Annotated in this window: 18 protein-coding genes, 1 pseudogene and 2 riboswitches; of the genes and pseudogenes, 6 read left to right on the forward strand and 13 right to left on the reverse strand. The window is 59.1% G+C overall.

What is annotated here, in order from left to right:
• Positions 1 to 40: 40 nt before the first annotated feature.
• Positions 41 to 229 (reverse strand): hypothetical protein, encoded by a 189-nt coding sequence (locus GBEM_RS13085; RefSeq protein ID WP_012531050.1) that lies wholly within the window; start codon positions 227 to 229, stop codon positions 41 to 43.
• A 172-nt stretch (positions 230 to 401) separates the two neighbouring features.
• A riboswitch (molybdenum cofactor riboswitch) is annotated at positions 402 to 522 on the reverse strand.
• Between the two features lie 106 nt (positions 523 to 628).
• A riboswitch (molybdenum cofactor riboswitch) is annotated at positions 629 to 749 on the reverse strand.
• A 371-nt stretch (positions 750 to 1,120) separates the two neighbouring features.
• Between GBEM_RS13085 and GBEM_RS13095 the strand changes: the two genes are divergently transcribed.
• Together GBEM_RS13095 and GBEM_RS13100 are read left to right on the forward strand one after the other, a co-directional pair.
• Positions 1,121 to 1,861, forward strand: coding sequence for a hypothetical protein (locus GBEM_RS13095; protein WP_012531052.1), 741 nt, complete (start codon positions 1,121 to 1,123; stop codon positions 1,859 to 1,861).
• 2 nt (positions 1,862 to 1,863) lie between these two features.
• Positions 1,864 to 2,067: a hypothetical protein gene (locus GBEM_RS13100; protein ID WP_012531053.1), complete on the forward strand. Its 204-nt coding sequence runs from the start codon at positions 1,864 to 1,866 to the stop codon at positions 2,065 to 2,067.
• 85 nt (positions 2,068 to 2,152) lie between these two features.
• Here the strand turns inward: GBEM_RS13100 and GBEM_RS13105 are convergent, their stop codons facing one another.
• The 4 genes from GBEM_RS13105 to GBEM_RS13120 form a co-directional block, all read right to left on the reverse strand.
• On the reverse strand, positions 2,153 to 2,362 hold the full coding sequence (locus GBEM_RS13105) for a hypothetical protein (protein WP_012531054.1): 210 nt from the start codon (positions 2,360 to 2,362) through the stop codon (positions 2,153 to 2,155).
• Between the two features lie 85 nt (positions 2,363 to 2,447).
• Entirely contained in the window at positions 2,448 to 3,254 is an 807-nt protein-coding gene (locus GBEM_RS13110) for an amino acid kinase family protein (protein WP_012531055.1), read from the reverse strand.
• Positions 3,255 to 3,280: 26 nt separating this feature from the next.
• Positions 3,281 to 3,940 (reverse strand): hypothetical protein, encoded by a 660-nt coding sequence (locus tag GBEM_RS13115; RefSeq protein ID WP_226373861.1) that lies wholly within the window; start codon positions 3,938 to 3,940, stop codon positions 3,281 to 3,283.
• A gap of 316 nt (positions 3,941 to 4,256) precedes the next feature.
• Entirely contained in the window at positions 4,257 to 5,510 is a 1,254-nt protein-coding gene (locus GBEM_RS13120; protein WP_012531057.1) for a porin, read from the reverse strand.
• Between the two features lie 502 nt (positions 5,511 to 6,012).
• Between GBEM_RS13120 and GBEM_RS13125 the strand changes: the two genes are divergently transcribed.
• From GBEM_RS13125 to GBEM_RS13140, 4 genes are all read left to right on the forward strand, one after another.
• Positions 6,013 to 6,441 (forward strand): MarR family winged helix-turn-helix transcriptional regulator, encoded by a 429-nt coding sequence (locus GBEM_RS13125; protein ID WP_012531058.1) that lies wholly within the window; start codon positions 6,013 to 6,015, stop codon positions 6,439 to 6,441.
• 13 nt (positions 6,442 to 6,454) lie between these two features.
• Positions 6,455 to 7,720, forward strand: coding sequence for a TolC family protein (locus GBEM_RS13130; protein ID WP_012531059.1), 1,266 nt, complete (start codon positions 6,455 to 6,457; stop codon positions 7,718 to 7,720).
• Between the two features lie 53 nt (positions 7,721 to 7,773).
• Complete coding sequence (locus tag GBEM_RS13135; RefSeq protein WP_012531060.1) at positions 7,774 to 8,874, forward strand: HlyD family secretion protein; 1,101 nt, start codon at positions 7,774 to 7,776, stop codon at positions 8,872 to 8,874.
• A gap of 166 nt (positions 8,875 to 9,040) precedes the next feature.
• Positions 9,041 to 10,588, forward strand: a complete 1,548-nt coding sequence (locus tag GBEM_RS13140; RefSeq protein WP_012531061.1) for a DHA2 family efflux MFS transporter permease subunit — start codon at positions 9,041 to 9,043, stop codon at positions 10,586 to 10,588.
• A 162-nt stretch (positions 10,589 to 10,750) separates the two neighbouring features.
• Here GBEM_RS13140 and GBEM_RS13145 read toward each other — a convergent pair whose 3' ends face one another.
• From GBEM_RS13145 to ftsH, 8 genes and pseudogenes are all read right to left on the reverse strand, one after another.
• Entirely contained in the window at positions 10,751 to 11,020 is a 270-nt protein-coding gene (locus GBEM_RS13145; protein WP_012531062.1) for a hypothetical protein, read from the reverse strand.
• Positions 11,021 to 11,058: 38 nt separating this feature from the next.
• A pseudogene (locus GBEM_RS13150) lies at positions 11,059 to 11,343 on the reverse strand (peptidylprolyl isomerase); the annotation flags it as partial.
• Positions 11,344 to 11,380: 37 nt separating this feature from the next.
• A complete protein-coding gene (locus tag GBEM_RS13155) occupies positions 11,381 to 12,100 on the reverse strand; it encodes a pyridoxine 5'-phosphate synthase (RefSeq protein WP_012531064.1) in 720 nt (239 codons plus the stop codon).
• Positions 12,093 to 13,457, reverse strand: coding sequence for a phosphoglucosamine mutase (glmM, locus tag GBEM_RS13160; RefSeq protein WP_012531065.1), 1,365 nt, complete (start codon positions 13,455 to 13,457; stop codon positions 12,093 to 12,095). The genes GBEM_RS13155 and glmM overlap by 8 nt, the downstream gene beginning before the upstream one ends.
• Positions 13,458 to 13,611: 154 nt before the next feature.
• Positions 13,612 to 13,995, reverse strand: coding sequence for a YbbR-like domain-containing protein (locus GBEM_RS13165; protein WP_012531066.1), 384 nt, complete (start codon positions 13,993 to 13,995; stop codon positions 13,612 to 13,614).
• Entirely contained in the window at positions 13,992 to 14,750 is a 759-nt protein-coding gene (gene cdaA, locus GBEM_RS13170) for a diadenylate cyclase CdaA (RefSeq protein WP_012531067.1), read from the reverse strand. The genes GBEM_RS13165 and cdaA overlap by 4 nt, the downstream gene beginning before the upstream one ends.
• Before the next feature lie 47 nt (positions 14,751 to 14,797).
• On the reverse strand, positions 14,798 to 15,634 hold the full coding sequence (folP, locus tag GBEM_RS13175; protein ID WP_012531068.1) for a dihydropteroate synthase: 837 nt from the start codon (positions 15,632 to 15,634) through the stop codon (positions 14,798 to 14,800).
• Entirely contained in the window at positions 15,634 to 17,472 is a 1,839-nt protein-coding gene (gene ftsH / locus GBEM_RS13180) for an ATP-dependent zinc metalloprotease FtsH (protein ID WP_012531069.1), read from the reverse strand. Before ftsH ends, folP begins: the two co-directional genes overlap by 1 nt.
• Positions 17,473 to 17,637 lie beyond the last annotated feature (165 nt).

Raw genomic sequence — 17,637 nt, forward strand, 5'->3', positions numbered from 1 at the left:
TACCAATGCGCTCGTAACGTTCCTCCTTGGGCTATCGCTTTCATTCACTTTCTTCCACGCGGAGGCAGGTCTTGACCGAATGCTGGCAAAACCCTCCGCACGGTTCATTGATGCTGATTCCCTGCCTGCAGATGTTTTGTTCCATTACCTTAGGGTCGACCGCCACCCGGTCTATGTTTCCCGTCAAGACGTCGACTTCGAGATAGCATCCCGCTTCTGTGTATTTCATTTTCCTTTCCTCCTCCCTGTTTGATTTGGTGATCAGCCAATAAAGTCATCTTTGCGGTTGCGTCTGTTGATGAACGCTCGCGGCCGGCGCCCGACAATCGAGGTTGGGACACCCTATGAATAAAAAAGGGGCGTCTCTTGGATAGAGAGGCCCCTTGACGGTTCCGGACGCACTCCGGCCGTTGGGGTCTCCTTTGCAAAAGGGAGGCACCGCCGTTTCCAGCGATACCCATAGGCCGGCCCACCCTGAGGGAGATCCCTTTTAGGCGCCACGGCTCGGAGACTGATTTTCGGATTTTGGTTGCCGCTACACGCGCTCTCGCTTGGGTGCGGCTTCAAGTACAACAAACGCAAAAGGGGCATCTCTGGATAGAGAGGCCCCTTGACGGTTCCGGACGCACTCCGGCCGTTGGGGTCTCCTTTGCAAAAGGGAGGCACCGCCGTTTCCAGCGATACCCATAGGCCGGCCCACCTTGAGGGAGATCCCTTTTAGGCGCCACGGCTCGGAGACTGACGTTTAAGTTTTTACAGAAACAAGGACGTGTCTGGCATGAAACCCGGCCTACAGTTCTGCCTTTACCAGTCCATTAACCATTTCTGGCAAAAAGGTACTTTAATACCATTATACTGTCAAGCAAAAATCAGTGTGCACCAGAAGGATATCCCCGCAACGGTAAATGCTGCACCTCTTTGCTCTCATGTCGGTCTGGAATCTGCCGTCAAAAAGCACTTCCCGCGGCTACTGCAGCTGTGGACAGCGCCAAAAATTGTTCTTCCGTATACGCAGGAGTTGTGTTAAATGCTTTGCCCATAACCAATCATCTCTCGGAGCTGCGCTGCTTTTCCATGTCCACCGTTATATAAATTTTTATACGTCGCAAGAGGACCCAGCATGAAGGTTTTGATATCAATCGATGACACTGACAATTTAGAAAGCAGGGGAACTGGGGAAATAGCATCTTTGATAGCTGAGGCGCTTGAGGCAAATGGCTGGGCGAAAACTGGGATAGTGACCCGCCACCAGCTTCTAGTTCATCCGGACATACCGTATACCTCCCACAACAGTGCTATGTGCTTTCCGGCCGACCTTCAGGAAGGAGCACTGGAGCCTGTCATCGCGTTCACCTGTGGGTTTCTCGACCGTGAATGTGCAGCGGGTTCCGATCCGGGATTGTGTGTTGCTCCTTTGGAACGGCTGGGAGACGGGGCGGAGCTGATCGATTTTGGACAGAAGGCAAAACGGCAAGTGCTTACCATGCGCGACACCTATGAACTCGGTAGGCGTCTAGGGCTGCATCTTTCGGAGCATGGCGGGACAGGACAGGGGATTATCGGGGCATTGGCCGGTGCGGGATTGAGACTTTCAGGGAACGACGGACGGATGAAGGGAGCGTTGGAGTTTAGCGGCAGTAATCTCCTGCGTCTGGAGGAATTGCTGGACCATCCCCATATCGATGCGGTGCGCCCTTTTGATGGAGGAGAACTTTCCCCTGACACGCTTGTGGAGATCGGGGAAAAACCGAAGACGGTGCTGCGACATGGCTTGTCTGTCCTCTTTGTCAGCCCGCTCAGTCGCGACGGAAGCGAGGCTAACTGGCAGACCACGCATAGGAAGCAGCTTCGGGGGTATTGATCATGTGGCAAGTAACCTGGAATGGAACAAGAGAATTCACCCTGGGCAATGAGAGCTGGGGGGCCGCCGCCAGTGCCGCCCTGGAATGTCAGAGCTTTGCCGAAGACGTTGAGGAGGAGCTGGTCGCCGAGGACGAACGCTCCTGCTACAACTGCCGCTACCGGCGCTGGAACGCCGCTTCGTTCACCTGCCTCGCAGCCACATGAGCATTGCGAACCGCAGTAGCAAAAATGGGGGGGTGTCCGCCGACACCCCCCATTTTTGCACCTCTTACGGTTAAGCTAGTCACCTTCAGTCGTCTTCTTCCTGGTGCTTAGGCCCGCGCGGCAAATGTACCAACTCTGCTCCCACAGAGTCCGCGATGAACTTAAGCTCGCACATCCGTATGTGCTGTCCGTACACCTTGAGGTTCAGGTCCGAAACCGCCACCACGACGTGTCGTGGCTGATGGGACCCGTCCGCCATCTTCGTTCTCTCCCGGTAAAAGATTTTTCCTGACATGAAAGGGTGCCTCCTTTCCTTTTTTTCCTCCCTTGGAGGATACGGCTCTATTGTATATCGTTGGCTGCACACAAACCAAGCCTTTTCAGACTGTTATCACGCTACCCACCTTCTCTCCGCGGATGGCCCTACCGATGTTGCCGGGCTTGTGGCCGTTCACGATACGGATTTCTCTTACGTTTACCATGTCCCGCAGCAGATAGAGCATCTTGCGTTCCAAAACCATGTCCTCCATGTCCCTTTTGATCAGCTCACTGACGGTGATCTCCTCGATCAACTCCGCTTTAGGGTTGACGCGAGGGTCCTCAGTGAAAAGTCCATCAACGTTTTTCACCAGAATGCAGCTTCTTGCTCCCAGCACCTCGGCCATGAGAAGCGCCCCGGTATCCGTGCGGTGCGGAGGTATCAGCCCCGCTTCGGGAGGATGTTCATAGAGGCCGTAGGGCGGTGTGCCATGAATAACCGGAAGGAGCTTCAGATGGAGTAAGGTGGGAAGGTCGAGAAGCTCCCCCGTCTTAACCCGGGTCCCCCCCCACTTGGAAAGCAGCAGGGTCACGATCTCGGCATTCTGTTCGCTGATCTTGCCTGCCAGTTCTGCAAGGACTCCTGTAGGCATGCCAAGGTCGATGCCGATGTCCAAGATGTGACGCACCCTGACACCGCCTCCGGTCACCACCATCAGCTTGTGCTCCTGGGAAAGTTCACCGATCTCCTGCATCACGGGAAAGACAACCTGGCTTCCGTAGTCGATGAGCCCATGCCCCCCAATCTTGACCACGTTCAGGTCCGGAACCAAACGAAGCGTTGGCGTGCCATCCGCTCTGTGCCTTAAACCCTTTCGAACCAGCGTCTCCCCCTTAAGATGCGACTCAATTTCATGCCGTTCAGCCATTGCACAACCTCCTGTATTTGCAGACTTCAGTACTCCCGTAACAGTTTTTTCGGCAAAGTCTCCCACCGCGCCTCACCCGCACCTATCCTCCTGGCAGACAGAAGGAGCACCGAAGCGCCTTCCCGCATCACCGTTTTGGGCTTATCCCCTATCAGGACGCACTCGTTCTCGTCTATGGCGTCCCCTGCTACAGAACGGACCGCCTCAACGTCCGCCTGCTCCAAGAGGTCACGTACCCGCCAAGATTCACCAGGCTGGGGCCCTTTCAGAGATCCCCTCATCCGGCCATCGTTCCCCCACAGACGCAACCCTACCCCGGCCAGAGCCCCGATGACGCCATCCCCGGTTCCGCCATGTTCCGACAGGTGCACTCCGAACCGAGTTGCCAGGACCAGCGCCTCTTCCTTCGTCAGGATTTCGCCTTTCGCGCGCCGACCGAATCCAATCAGTTCCTCCCCATTGGTAATCCGGTCGAGAGCGGCGATGCAAAGCCCCGGGTCGGAACCGTCCGCACACTCACGCTCCAGGAGCCCGCTGCAAAATGTTGCTAGCTCGTCGATACGCGTCCCGTCAATATCAGCCGGAAAGCACATGGCGCTGTTATGAGAGGTGTACGGTATATCCGGGTGAACCAACAATTGGTGCCTGGTGATGAAGCTCGGGATTCCAAAGCCATCACGCAGCATTGACTCTGCTATCAGGGCTGCAATTGCGCCAGTTCCCTTGCTGTCCATATTGTCAGTGTCATCAATTGCGAGCAGTATTCGCACGAAGGTTCTCTCACTATGCGTTGGGTAAGCTATAGGGGGGAAGTGTACAGCTGAATTCTTCAAATGAAAGTCAGTTTGCACATAATAAGACACAAGCCCCGGACAACAGACAGTGAGGATGCGGACAAGGCTTGTTTTCTACCATGAAAGTACGCCTCCTTTCCTTCAACTCTGAAGCGGGTCTATGTCGTTAACCACATCTTATGAAGTGTTTACGTTCTTTATTCAGTAATTAGAAAATTATCTGGGCCTGTAGCCGGTAAATCTGGTCATCAACACCGCTACCCTTGCTCTGGTCGTGAGCGTTGGTGACATCTCCCTGAATCTTCAGGTTGTGCTTGTTAAAATAATAGGAAACCGCTGCCGACACGTCTGTGCGCTGGTCATCTGAGACGGCGCGGTTCGGGTCGATGAAAGCGTAACGCAAAGCCACCTCAAGCGTCTGGGGAACTATGCAATAACCTGCCTGTGCATACCACCCGTGCGCACGGACAATGCTGCCGCTGTCGCCGCCTTTCCCGCGCCCGTACAAATACTCAGTCAATGCGAAAACACCCCGCCATTTGAATGCGGCATCGGCGCCGTAGCTGTCGATATCAACCAGTTCGCCCGTCGCAAACGCCGCAACGTTCCTGCCGAGCCAACCATTTGTTCCCGCTAAAGTGATGTTGTTGGTTTCAAAGGTGGTTGCAGCAGTCTTACGGAGGGTGTTGCCGTAGTAGTTGGCACCGATGGAGAGGAGCGGCGTCGCTGTGTCATCAAGGTCGCTTTCCGAGTAGGGCATCTTGCCGAAGGGATTGACGGTCACGCGGGCAGCGATGGCTGTGGCGGTGTTATCTCCGTTCGTTGCACGGGTCGCGCTCTGCCCGGCGCCGCCATAGGCACCTATCTCATAGGTGCTGATCCCACCGAAGAGATCACCGCCCAATTTTGCGCCAGCATCGTAACCCGGACGGAAGGTGTCGGACGTAATGGAGCGGTCGACAAATTGCTGGCTGCCCGAGGAGTTGAGCCACTGCCTCCCGAACGGAACCTTGGTCTGTCCTGCCAGAAGCTGAACCTCATCGATGAAGCGATAGTTGAGGTAGGCGTGCTCGAGGAGCCTTGAGGAGCCTCCCGAGACGAAATCAACCTGGAGCAGGTAGGTAAGATCCTTGTTGTAGGCGTAGCCATTTATCCATAACTTCATCCTCCTGACCTCCCACCGGCTCGCGTTGGGAGTAAGGGAACTGTCTTCGCCATCGGTATAGGTGTAGCGAGTTTGGAGTCTGCCGCCGAGCGACATCTGGAACTTTTCTTCGGAGGATGTAAGTGTGAATCCTTTGCCAATTTTGTAGCTCTGAGCCTTGCTTTTGGTTACCTCCTTGTAATCCTGCTCTGTGATAACCCCCTTTTCTTTCAGAACGTCCTCCAGAGTTCTCGCTCCGACCTCCTGCCCCGCCAGCGTGGTAACCACTGCTGCAACCAGCACATATTTTCTCCTCATTTTCTCCTCCTTTTGTTTTATTTGAAGAGTCTGGACCGCTCAGCCGGCTATCTGAGCAGATGGCGTCAAGGCTGCACCATTTCCGATATATAGAGGACTACACAACGATGGACCTCAAAGAGTTTAAAAAGCAAAGATGCCAGGCGTTGTGTCAGCGACGCTCATCCGACAAGAAGCTTCACGGGCAGCTCAGACACTGGACGTATGGTAAAGGCATAACAGCTGATCATATTAAAAGAATTTAAGAATTAATCAACCATATTCGACGTGACAGATTGGGGAATGGGGAATGGGGAAGGCTGAGGTGAGGAGGTATTGCAAGAGAAGCGACGCTATGCCTGCCAGATTTATTGACAGCATACTGATTATATGCATAATGACACACCTGCCGCAGCATGGGTATGATATACTGCCGTGATTTACAGCTGTTAAACTGCTTTGTTGCTTTGTTTTACGCGCGCCGTACTCACGGGTAACCGCTTCGAAAGAAGGGGGGCTTTATATGCCAGCAAAAACACCGATCGAGATAGAGAAGACCGTGGGATTTCTCTTGTCCAAGGCTTATCAGCGCGCCAGCCTCATCTTCAAGGAACACTTCGACGAATACGATCTCACTCCACAACAATTCGGTCTGCTGGGTTTCTTGTGGCGCGAGGATGGGCTGAGCCAGTCCGTGCTCTCTGCTAAGAGCCAAATCGACAGAACAACCATGGGCGGCCTGATCGACAGGCTGGAAAAAGAGGGGCTGGTGGCCAGGCAGGCGGACCCTGACGACCGCCGCGCCTATCGCATCTGCCTCACGGCAAAAGGAAAGGCGCTGCAGCCGGAACTGACGCCGCTGGCACTGAAAGCCCAGCGCAAGCTGGTAGCGAAACTGACCTCCGAAGAACAGGAAACCTTGAAGTCGCTGTTGGAAAAGATCCGCAGCTGATCCGGGAGCTTTCATGCGAAGAGCATTGATTATACTGGCATTGACGGCGCTCACTGGAACAGGCGCGGCTAGCGCCGAGACCCTCACTCTGCAGGAGTGCCTCACCAAGGCGGCTGCAAGCAGCAGGGGGCTCAAGGCCAGCACCCATGACGTGGCGATCGCGCAGGAACAGATTTCCATTGCCCGCAGCGCAAGGCTGCCGCGGGTGGACCTGCAGGCCGGGTACACCGCGCAACTGGACCCACAGGCAGTAAAATTCGGCAACATCGTCCAGGAAACACAGGATGCCCGCTACCCCTTCCTGAACCTCACCATTTACAACACCCTGTACGATTTCGGGCGCACCGGCGCCCGCGAGGCGAGAGCCCGGCTGCAGAGCGACGCGGCGCAGTTCTCCCACTTTGGCCAGGAGCAGGACCTGTTCCTGGAGGTGGTGCGCGCCTACTTCGGCATCCTCGCCGCGGAGAAGCTGGTCGGCGCTGCCAACGACGAGGTGGTCCAGATGACCGCCCACCAGAAGACGGCCCAGGCGCTGTTCGAAGAGGGCGTGGTGACGCGCAACGACCTCTTGCAGGCCGAGGTGCGGGTGGCTTCCAGCAGGCAGAACCTTTACGGAGCCCTGAACCAGATAGAAAACGGCTGGCTCTACCTGAACTACCTCACCGGCGTCCCCGCCAGTTACCGCGCCGACCTCCAGGAACAGATCGAGACTCCCCCCCTTCCCGACCAGCAGGCTGTCCCAGACCTTTCCAAGCGCGCAGAGATATCCGCTCTCAGGGCTTTGGTCAATGCGGACGAGCACGCCGTCAAAGAGGCGAAAAGCGATTATTATCCGGAGATCTTTGCCAGGTTCGGCTTGGACTATCTGGACAACAGCAAGGTACGCGAGCAAACCATTTACGCTGCGACGCTTGGGCTCAAGGTGAATCTCTTCGACGGAGCCGCCAAGGAAGCAAGGATCCGCCAGGCGGTCGAGTCACGGGCGAGAGACGAAGAGCGGATGAGGGACCTGGAAGACCGGGTGAGGCTCGAACTGTCGACGGCACAAAACGACATGAAGGTCGCGCTCACGCGGCTCAAGGTTGCCGAGAAGGCGATAGAGCAAGGAAGGGAAAACCTCCGCATCACCCGCGACCGTTACCAGGAAAAAGTCGGCACCGCCACCGAGGTTATCGACGCCCAAACCCTCCTTACCCAGACCAGAACCGACTACTTTCGCAGCATGTTCGACCTGCAGGTAGCCGCAGCCCGGGTGAAACGGGCGACGGGAGAGCTGTAACGCAAAAGGCAGGACTTATCTGACGCAACCAAAATTTCTTGAGGTTCATATAAATGGCTGAAGAAACAAACCAGACTACTGAAAATAACGAAACGAATCCGGCGCCGGGCGGCGAGCGGAGGGGGCTCAACAAGAGACAGCGCGGCGGCATCGTGCTCCTCGTGATCATCGTTATCGGCGCGCTTTTAGGCGTGCACCGCTGGGTCCGCAGCAAGACCCACATCGAGACGGACAACGCCTTCATCGAGTCGCATGTCCACTCCATCGCGAGCCGGGTTCCCGGACTGGTGCACCGGGTTGCGGTGGTGGACAACCAGTTCGTGCGCAAGGGGGACCTGCTGGTCGAACTCGACCCCTCGGACTACCGGGCGCGCGAGAACAGCGCCGCGGCTTCCGTGGAAATGGCCAAGAACGAGACCTCAGGCGACTACGCGCAAGTGGAGAGCGCCCGGGCCAACATCGGCTTGGCGGCCGCCCGCCTGGAGCAGGCTAACCTGGACCTGCGACGGGCCGAGGCCCTTTATGCCAAGGAAGTTATCCCCCGCGAGCAGTTGGAGCGTCAGCGCACCGCGCACCGTGTCGCGCAGATGCAGCTCAAGGAGGCGCAGGAAGCGGAAAGAAAGGCAAAGGCGATGATCGGCATTTCCGGCACCGGCTCCAAGGACGCCAGGGTTGCCGAGAAGCAGGCGGAGTTGGAGACCGCGCACCTGAACCTCTCCTATACCCGCATCGTCGCCCCCGGCGACGGCTTCGTGACCAGGAAGGGTGTCGAGCCGGGAAACTACGTGCAGCCGGGCCAGGCGCTGATGGCCGTGGTGCCGCTGGAGGGGGCCTGGATCACCGCGAACTACAAGGAAAGCCAACTGGCCAAGGTGCGGCCGGGGCAGAACGTCGAGTTCACCGTGGACACCTACCCGGGGCGAACCTTCACCGGAAAGGTGGAAAGCATCATGGCTGGAACCGGCGCGGCCTTCTCGCTGCTGCCGCCTGAAAACGCCACGGGGAACTACGTCAAGGTGACCCAGAGGATTCCGGTCAGGATCGCCATCGACCGCAGAAGCGACCCCGAGCACCTGTTGCGGGTCGGGATGAGCGTGGTCCCCACCATCCTCACCGGCCAGACCTTCGGCGACGTGGTCGGTTTCGGCCGCTAAACAAACCGTTACTCAGCTTTTCCTGATAGCGGCAGGCTCCTTTATGGCAGCTTCACCCACCCCCAGCCCCTCCCGTCAAGGGAGGGGAGACCACAAAGCACCGGCTACACCGGTGATACATTTTCCCCCTGATGCTGCGAGTTGAAGGACACCCCCTGGCGGCCCCATGAAAAGCGCTGAAGAAAAGATTGTAAACAAGTGGCTCATCACCATCACGGTGATGCTGCCGGCGATCATGGAGATCGTCGATACCTCGGTCGCGAACGTGGCGCTCCCGCACATGCAGGGGAGCCTCAACGCCGGGACCGATGAAATCACCTGGGTCCTCACCTCCTACCTGGTCAGTAACGCAGTCGTCCTCCCCATGACCGGGTGGCTCGCCCGCATGTTCGGGCGCAAAAGGTTCCTCATCACCTGCATCACCCTCTTCACCCTCGCCTCGCTTCTTTGCGGCGCCGCCCCTTCTCTGGGCATGCTGATCTTCTTCCGCGTCTTGCAAGGGGCCGCCGGCGGCGCCCTCATCCCCATGAGCCAGGCGATCATGATGGAAACCTTCCCCCCCTATCAACAGGGAATGGCGATGGCCATCTTCGGCGTAGGCGCCATGTTCGGCCCCATCATCGGCCCGGCGTTGGGCGGCTGGATCACCGACAACATGAGCTGGCGCTGGATCTTCTACATCAACATCCCCATCGGGGTCATCGCGGTCATCATGGCTTCCTTCTTCATCTACGACCCGAGCTACCTGAAACGTACCAAGGTCGCCATCGACTACTGGGGGCTCGCCCTTCTCACCGTGGGGCTGGGAGCCCTGCAGATAGTGCTCGACAAAGGGCAGCAGGACGACTGGTTCAACTCCCCTTTCATCGTCGGCTGCGCAGTGGTCACAGCAATCGCGCTTTCCGCCCTTGTTTACGTCGAATTGACCCACCCGCATCCCATCGTGAACCTGAGGCTCTTCAAGAACGTCTCCTTCTCGTCGGGGAACCTGATCATGTTCGCCGTGGGATTCTGCCTTTACAGCTCCATCATGCTGATCCCGCTGTTCCTGCAGACCCTCATGGGTTACAACGCCACCATGGCCGGCATGGTCCTCGCTCCGGGCGGCGTCGCCACCCTCATCTGCATGCCATTCGTGGGAGCGGCGATCCAGCGCTACGACGGCAGGAAGGTCGTTTTCATGGGGCTTATCATCGGGGCTACTTCCATGTTCATCATGCAGCGTTTCACCCTGCAGGCGGCCTACATGGACTTCGTCTGGCCTCGGGTGGTGCTGGGCGTGGGCCTTGCCATGATCTTCGTGCCCCTGACCACGGTCACCCTGGCAACCATTTCCAAAGAAGAGATGGGGAACGCGACCGGCATCTTCAACCTGCTCAGAAACATCGGCGGGAGCGTCGGCATAGCAATCGCGGCCACCATGCTGGCGCGTTACTCGCAGTTTTATCAGACCAACCTGGTCGCACACGTAAACCCGTACAACCCGCTGTTCCAATCCCAGCTCGCGACGCTGAAGGGGGCGCTCATGGGGCGCGGCCTCGATCCTGTCGCTGCCGAGAAAGGGGCCATGACAGTACTTTACGGGACCGTAAGCCGGCAGGCCTACATGCTCTCCTACAACAGGATCTTCTTCATCGTCGGCTTGGCGTTCCTCATCATCATTCCGCTTTTGTTTCTGTTGAAAAAGCCCGCCAAGCACCTGCCGCCGGCGTAAGGCAATTGACAATTGACAATTGACAATTGACAACGTTTCCTCAGTCCACCGAGTCCATTTCGTCCATAGGGTCCATGCGGTCCATTGCAGCAGACAAGGCTTAAATGAAGAAGGCGGGGTGATTTCTCACCCCGCCTTCTTTGCTTTCCCATGTAGCAGCAGCTACTTCTTCTTTTCTGCCTCTTCAGCGGCGCGCTTCTCGTGGGCCTCGCGGGCCTGATCCATCGCCGCCCAGTGGGCATCCCAATCCTTCTTCCTGATGAGGTGAAGCATCACGCTCCCGACGACGATGCAGACGCCGAAGAAAAACTGCATCACCCGGAAGCCGTCGGCGACTCCGTAGACCATGCAGCCTACGCCAACCAGGCCCAGCAAAAAGGGTGCGCTGAAGATGAGATCTACTACTGACTGTTTCTCCTGAGTTTCTGCCATCGGTTCCCCTTTTACCTTGATGCCTGTGAAAGCTACCCTTAGGCGGTGCGGCTCATGATCTCGATCAGGTGGTAGCCGAACTGGGTCTTGACCGGCCCGAGGACCTTGCCGACTTCGCCGCTGAAAACCACTTCGTCGAATTCCCTCACCATCTGCCCCGGGCGGAACTCGCCCAGACGCCCACCCTGATTCCCCGAGGGGCAAAGGGAACTCTCGCGGGCGCAGTCGCCGAAATCGGCTCCCGATTCTATCTTGGTCTTGAGCGCTACGCACTCCTGTTCGGTAGCTACTAAAATGTGACGCGCACTAGCTTTTGTCATCTGCTTCTCCTTTGTTCGATGCTTTCTTCCCGCCTGAAGCTCAGGCGTATCTCACCAGCTCGGACATGTCGCGCACGGCGCGGTCCAGTCCCACCAGGATGGCGCGGGACATGATGGAATGCCCGATGTTGAATTCCTCGATGCCGCCGATGGCCGCCACCTTCTTCACGTTGCTGTAGCTAAGCCCGTGCCCGGCGTTGACGCCGAGATCGAGCTTGCGGGCGAGCTTTACCGCGTTCTCTATCTTGATCAGTTCCAGTTCCTCTTCCTTCCAGCTCTTCGCCTCGGCGAAGGAGCCGGTGTGGATCTCTATATAGTCGGCGCCGATCTTGTTGGCCACCTTGATCTGGTCGGGGTCCGGATCGATGAAGAGGCTGACGATGATCCCCCCTGCCTGCAGTTTCTCTATGGCGACCTTGAGCGCCTCCTGGTGGATGCGCACGTCGAGCCCCCCCTCGGTGGTCAGCTCGGCCCGTTTCTCCGGGACCAGGGTGCACGCCTCGGGCTTCACCGCGAGCGCTATGGCTACCATCTCGTCGGTAGCGGCCATCTCCAGGTTCAGCCTGGTCTGCACGGTCTGGCGCAGGATCTTCAGGTCGCGATCCTGGATGTGCCTGCGGTCCTCACGCAGATGGATGGTGATACCGTCGGCACCGGCGAATTCGGCGATGGCGGCGGCTGCGACCGGGTCCGGTTCCGTCCCCCCCCTCGCCTGCCGAAGCGTCGCCACGTGATCTATGTTCACTCCCAGTCTAGCCACGCGCCTCACCTCCCAGCTTCTGTGCCACGATGGAAGCTATGTCGTTGGCCCAGCAGCGAATATCCCCCTCGTCGCTTCCTTCCAGCATGATGCGCAAAAGCGGCTCCGTGCCGGAGTAGCGGATGAGGACCCTTCCCTCGCCCTTGAGCTTTTCCTCGACGTCGTTGATCAACTTCGCTATCTCGGGGACCTGCATGATGTCCGATTTCTCAGCCAGGCGGACGTTGACGAGCACCTGCGGCAGCGGTTCCATGACCAGGGCGAGCTCGGATAGACGCTTTTGGTGACGCTGCATGATGGCGAGCACCTGCAGCGCCGAAAGGACGCCGTCGCCGGTGGTGTTGTGGTCGAGGAAGATCATGTGGCCGGACTGCTCGCCCCCGAGGTTGTAGCCCCCCTTGAGCATCTCCTCCACAACGTAACGGTCCCCGACCGCGGTCTTGATGACCTGGCCGCCGGCGCGTTTCATGGCTATGTCGAGTCCCATGTTGCTCATCACTGTCGCCACCAGCGTGTTCTGCTTCAGGATCCCTTGCCGGATCATTTCGGTCGCGCAGATCGCCATGATGCGGTCGCCGTCGACCACGTTGCCGTACTCGTCCACGAAAATGACCCGGTCGGCGTCGCCGTCGAGCGCAACGCCCAAGTCGGCGCCGTGTTCCTTCACCGCCTGGCTCATCACCTCGGGATGCAGCGATCCGCAGTCGGCGTTGATGTTGGTGCCGTTTGGCTTGACGCCGATGGAGATGACCTCCGCGCCCAGTTCCTCGAAGACGGCGGGTGCGACCTTGTAGGCGGCGCCGTTGGCGCAGTCGAGGACGATCTTAAGCCCGGAGAGATCTAGATCCTTGGGGAAGGTGCTCTTCAGGAAGACGACGAAGCGCCCCTGGGCGTCGTCGATGCGGTACGCCTTCCCCACTTCCTTGGCGGTCGGGCGCAAGGAATCGATCCGCTTGGAGAAGATCAGCTCCTCCATCATCAGCTCGGTCTCGTCGGGAAGCTTGAAGCCGTCGCGCGAGAAGAACTTGATCCCATTGTCCTCGAAGGGGTTGTGGGAAGCGGAGATCACGACGCCTGCGTCGGCGCGCATGGAGGAGGTGATGTTGGCGATGCCGGGGGTAGGCAGCGGCCCTACCAGGAGCACGTCCACGCCCATAGAGCAGATGCCGGCCATGAGCGCGCTTTCAAGCATGTAGCCGGAGAGGCGCGTGTCCTTGCCGATCACGATACGGTGGCGTTTCTTGCCGTTTTTGAAGATGTAGGCGGCCGCGCGGCCGATCTGCATTGCCATTTCTGCAGTCATCGGATAGACGTTGGCCACACCGCGCACCCCGTCCGTTCCGAAAAGCTTCTTCATAGATCACCTCATGCGATGAATTTTAGTTATTTACCTGCTGATCAGGCAGCGTTTTCCGCCACCAATTGGGTGCTGCTCTCCCCACTTTTCCCAGGTCATCGGGAGTACCGCATTTTTATCCCCCCTCCCCCTGCGGGAGGGGGAGACGGAGAAGCTATTCTTTCTTCGCCAGCACCACCGTAAACGTCTCAGGGAAGATCCGCACCACCTTCAGCTCTGGGTCGAGCCCGAAAGAGCCCTGCGTCGGGGCGACAACCAGCTCACCCGGCCCAGCCGTGGAAAGATCAATCTCGCAACTGACCGGGCGCAGGGGGAGGAGCAAAAGCAGTATCTGCGGCCCCGACACGATCACCTGGAGGTTCTCCGGAGGGGGCGAGTCGGCCCACACCCCGGACGGCAACCGCTCCAGCGAGACGGGGACGTTCAACTTCATCTCCGCGGGGCGCTCCAAGATGACGCAGGACCAGATCAGCACCGCCAGGAGCACCGAGAGCGCCTTCACCCCCTTGGACCATTCATGCGACTTGGCTTGGGTCATTTAAGCCACCTCGGTTCCACCAGTCTCCTCAGCGTTTTCCCGAGCGACGGCATGTCCACAACATCGGTCTTCTTGCCGCCGACCACGATGGAAGCAGTGCCGGTCTCCTCGGACACCACGACGACCACCGCGTCCACCAGTTCGCTCAGCCCCATCGCAGCCCGGTGCCTGGTCCCGAGGCTCTTGCTGACCTCCAGGTTCTGGGTGAGCGGCAGGAAGCACCCCGCCTTGGTCAGCTTGCCGTGCTGGATGATGACCGCGCCATCGTGTATCGGCGAGTAAGGTAGGAATATCGACGAGATCAGCTCGCTGGTCACCTTGGCGTCTATGTCGGTCCCCACGGCCAGATAGCTGTCCACCTGGATGGCGCGCTCGATGACGATGAGGGCTCCTATCCGCTTCTGGGCCAGCCCGGCGACGGCGAAAACAAGCTCGTCGATGACGTCGGACATCTCCACGTCCTTTTCGGTACGGCTCCTGGTCAGCGTGGCGAAGGCCTTGCGAATGTCGGTCTGGAAGACGACGGCGAGCATGACGACGGAGGAGGCGAGGAAGAGGTCGATGAGGAGCCGGACTGTGTGCAGGGAGAAAAAACGCGCCAGAAGGTGGCCGGCCACGAGCGCCGACAGCACGGCGAGAATCCGCAGCGCCAGGACCCCCTTCAAGAGCCGCGAGAGCCGGGTGACGATCAGTATCGTAAGCGACAGGTCCAGCAGGTCCCGCAGCACGGCTATGTTTTGCAGGAATAGATTCATCCGCACCAGTCGGGAAGCGTCAACGGCTTCCTGGTTTGGGCCGTGGGCTACATGAGCGCCCGCGCCATGACGGCGACGTCCTTCATGGCAGCCACGTCATGCACCCTGATGATGGAGGCGCCGTGCGCGACGGACATAGCCACCGCGACAGCAGTACCGAAAATTCTCTCTCCCCCTCCCCTGCCGGTTACCGCTCCCACGAAGGACTTCCGGGACGGCCCGACCAGGATGGGAAACCCCAGTTCCCGGAACTCGGCGAGCCTCTTGATCAGCTCCAAGTTCCCCTGGACGCTCTTGCCGAAGCCAAGCCCCGGGTCGACCACGATGCGCCCGTCGGCGATGCCTGCCTCCCGCGCGAGGGCCACGCTCTGCTCCAGGTACCTTTTCACCTCCGCCATGAGATCGTCGTAGCCGGTCTCCGCCTGCATGGTATCGGGCATGCCGCGCGTATGCATCACCACCACCCCGGCGTCGGCCTCGGCGGTGACGCGTGCCATGTCCGGATCGAACATGAGGCCGGTGACGTCGTTGACGATCTCGGCCCCGGCGGCGCACGCAGCGCGGGCGACCTCTGCCTTGTAGGTGTCGATGGAGATGGGGAGTTGTATGCGGTGGGAGAGCGCCTCTATGACCGGGACCACCCGGTCCAGTTCCTGCGCCGCCCCAACAGCCGGGGCGTTGGGGCGGGTGCTCTCGCCCCCGATATCGATGATGTCGGCTCCCTCGCGCTCCATCTCCTGCGCGCGCTCTATGGCTGCGTCGAGAGAGAAGAAGCGACCCCCGTCCGAAAAGGAATCGGGGGTCACGTTCAATATGCCCATGATCAGCGGGCGCTCAAGCGAAAGGGCGCGGCGGGAAAGCTGCCACGTTTCGGGTACTGCCATCACTCCGCGGCTGCCGGTTCCGGCGCGAGCTGCTCGCCGGCGATAATGCGGTCGACTTCTTCGCCCGAGAGATTCTCGCGCTCGATGAGCGCCAGAGAGATCTTGTGCAGGGAGTCGAGGTTCCCTTTGAGCAGCTCCTGTACCCGGGCGTAGTTCTGCTCCACGATCAGCCTGATCTCGTGGTCGATCTCGATGGCGGTCGCCTCGGAGTAGTTCTTCTGGTGCGCCATGTCGCGCCCGAGGAAGATCTGCTCGTCCTTCTTGCCGAAGCTGACGGGACCCAACTTCTCGCTCATGCCCCACTCGCAAACCATCTTGCGCGCGATTTCCGTGGCGCGCTCGATGTCGTTGCCGGCGCCGGTGGTCATGGAGTTGAAGATGACCTCCTCGGCCACGCGGCCGCCCAGAAGCACCGCGATGCGGTCCAGAAGCGACTCGCGGGAGTAGCTGTGCTTGTCCTCGATGGGGAGCTGCATGGTGACTCCGAGCGCCCTGCCGCGCGGGATGATGGAGACCTTATGCACAGGGTCGGTGCCCGGGATCAGCTTCGCGACAAGGGTGTGCCCCGCCTCGTGGTAGGCGGTGTTCTTCTTCTCTTCGTCCGAGATGACCATGGAGCGGCGCTCGACACCCATGAGGACCTTGTCCTTCGCGTCGTCGAAGTCGATCATCTCGACCATGCTCTTCTCTTTCCTGGCCGCGATGAGGGCTGCCTCGTTGACCACGTTGGAGAGGTCAGCGCCGGAGAAGCCGGGGGTGCCGCGGGCGATGACGCCGAGATCGACGTCCGGGGAGAGCGGGGTCTTCTTGGTGTGCACCTTGAGGATCATCTCGCGACCCTTCACGTCCGGGCGCGGTACCACGACCTGGCGGTCGAAACGCCCCGGGCGGAGCAGCGCCGGGTCGAGGACGTCCGGGCGGTTGGTGGCAGCGATCAGGATGACCCCTTCGTTGGACTCGAAGCCGTCCATCTCGACCAGGAGCTGGTTCAGGGTCTGCTCGCGCTCGTCGTGCCCGCCGCCGAGACCGGCGCCGCGATGACGGCCGACAGCGTCGATCTCGTCAATGAAAATGATGCAAGGCGCGCTCTTTTTCCCCTGCACGAACAGGTCGCGCACGCGGGAGGCGCCGACGCCGACGAACATCTCGACGAAGTCGGAGCCGGAGATGGAGAAGAAGGGAACTCCGGCCTCGCCGGCTATGGCGCGGGCGAGCAGGGTTTTGCCGGTGCCCGGGGGGCCCATGAGGAGCACCCCTTTGGGGATGCGGCCGCCCAGTTTGGTGAACTTCTTGGGGTCCTTGAGGAAGTTGATGATCTCTTCGAGCTCGTCCTTGGCCTCCTCGATGCCGGCCACATCCTCGAAGGTGACGCGACCCTGGGCCTCGGTGAGGAGCTTCGCGCGGCTCTTGCCGAACGCCATCGCCTTGCCGCCCCCTCCCTGCATCTGGCGCATGAAGAAGATCCAGACGGCCACGAGGAAGATGATCGGGAACCAGGAGACCAGAAGCGAGAACCAGGAGAAGCGCTCCTCCTCGGGGCGGGCGGAAACTGCGATCCCCTTGGCGATCAGCTTGTCGGTGAGGTTGGCGTCGGCAGGCTTGTAGCTTCTGAATTCCTTGCCGTCGGAGAACTTGCCGATGATCTCGTTACCTTGGATCACCACCGATTGGACCGGGCGGTTGACGTTCTTCACCTTGCCGGTCTCCACAGCCGAGATGAACTCGCTGAAGTCGAGTTTCTCCTGGGTCGGCTTTGGCTTGTTGAACAGGTTGAACAGCAGGATCATCATCAGGCTGATGACAAGCCAGAGCGCCAAGTTCTTATAAAATTGATTCAAGATTCCTCCCCGTTTGTTTCGTATGCTGCAAGCCCGCGACCTGCCGATGAAGTTCCGGCCGCGCTCGCGGGATGCCAAGTTTGTCTAAGAGTCGATTTTACGGCCACTTATGAGAGAGAAAAATATGCGTTCAAATGAACAAAAGGATTACCATAAAGGGTGCTG

Origin of the sequence: Citrifermentans bemidjiense Bem, assembly GCF_000020725.1 — a bacterium.
Lineage (GTDB): Bacteria > Desulfobacterota > Desulfuromonadia > Geobacterales > Geobacteraceae > Geomonas > Geomonas bemidjiensis.

What these genes read in the sequence shown, in the direction of transcription:
- GBEM_RS13125 (WP_012531058.1), top strand. Translation starts at nt 6,013, where the DNA reads ATGCCAGCAAAAACACCGATCGAGATAGAGAAGACCGTGGGATTTCTC.
- cdaA (WP_012531067.1), bottom strand. Translation starts at nt 14,750, where the DNA reads ATGAATCTATTCCTGCAAAACATAGCCGTGCTGCGGGACCTGCTGGAC.
- GBEM_RS13100 (WP_012531053.1), top strand. Translation starts at nt 1,864, where the DNA reads ATGTGGCAAGTAACCTGGAATGGAACAAGAGAATTCACCCTGGGCAAT.
- GBEM_RS13120 (WP_012531057.1), bottom strand. Translation starts at nt 5,510, where the DNA reads ATGAGGAGAAAATATGTGCTGGTTGCAGCAGTGGTTACCACGCTGGCG.
- glmM (WP_012531065.1), bottom strand. Translation starts at nt 13,457, where the DNA reads ATGAAGAAGCTTTTCGGAACGGACGGGGTGCGCGGTGTGGCCAACGTC.
- GBEM_RS13110 (WP_012531055.1), bottom strand. Translation starts at nt 3,254, where the DNA reads ATGGCTGAACGGCATGAAATTGAGTCGCATCTTAAGGGGGAGACGCTG.
- GBEM_RS13115 (WP_226373861.1), bottom strand. Translation starts at nt 3,940, where the DNA reads ATGCTGCGTGATGGCTTTGGAATCCCGAGCTTCATCACCAGGCACCAA.
- GBEM_RS13140 (WP_012531061.1), top strand. Translation starts at nt 9,041, where the DNA reads ATGAAAAGCGCTGAAGAAAAGATTGTAAACAAGTGGCTCATCACCATC.
- GBEM_RS13105 (WP_012531054.1), bottom strand. Translation starts at nt 2,362, where the DNA reads ATGTCAGGAAAAATCTTTTACCGGGAGAGAACGAAGATGGCGGACGGG.
- GBEM_RS13085 (WP_012531050.1), bottom strand. Translation starts at nt 229, where the DNA reads ATGAAATACACAGAAGCGGGATGCTATCTCGAAGTCGACGTCTTGACG.
- folP (WP_012531068.1), bottom strand. Translation starts at nt 15,634, where the DNA reads ATGGCAGTACCCGAAACGTGGCAGCTTTCCCGCCGCGCCCTTTCGCTT.
- GBEM_RS13095 (WP_012531052.1), top strand. Translation starts at nt 1,121, where the DNA reads ATGAAGGTTTTGATATCAATCGATGACACTGACAATTTAGAAAGCAGG.
- GBEM_RS13145 (WP_012531062.1), bottom strand. Translation starts at nt 11,020, where the DNA reads ATGGCAGAAACTCAGGAGAAACAGTCAGTAGTAGATCTCATCTTCAGC.
- GBEM_RS13165 (WP_012531066.1), bottom strand. Translation starts at nt 13,995, where the DNA reads ATGACCCAAGCCAAGTCGCATGAATGGTCCAAGGGGGTGAAGGCGCTC.
- GBEM_RS13135 (WP_012531060.1), top strand. Translation starts at nt 7,774, where the DNA reads ATGGCTGAAGAAACAAACCAGACTACTGAAAATAACGAAACGAATCCG.
- GBEM_RS13130 (WP_012531059.1), top strand. Translation starts at nt 6,455, where the DNA reads ATGCGAAGAGCATTGATTATACTGGCATTGACGGCGCTCACTGGAACA.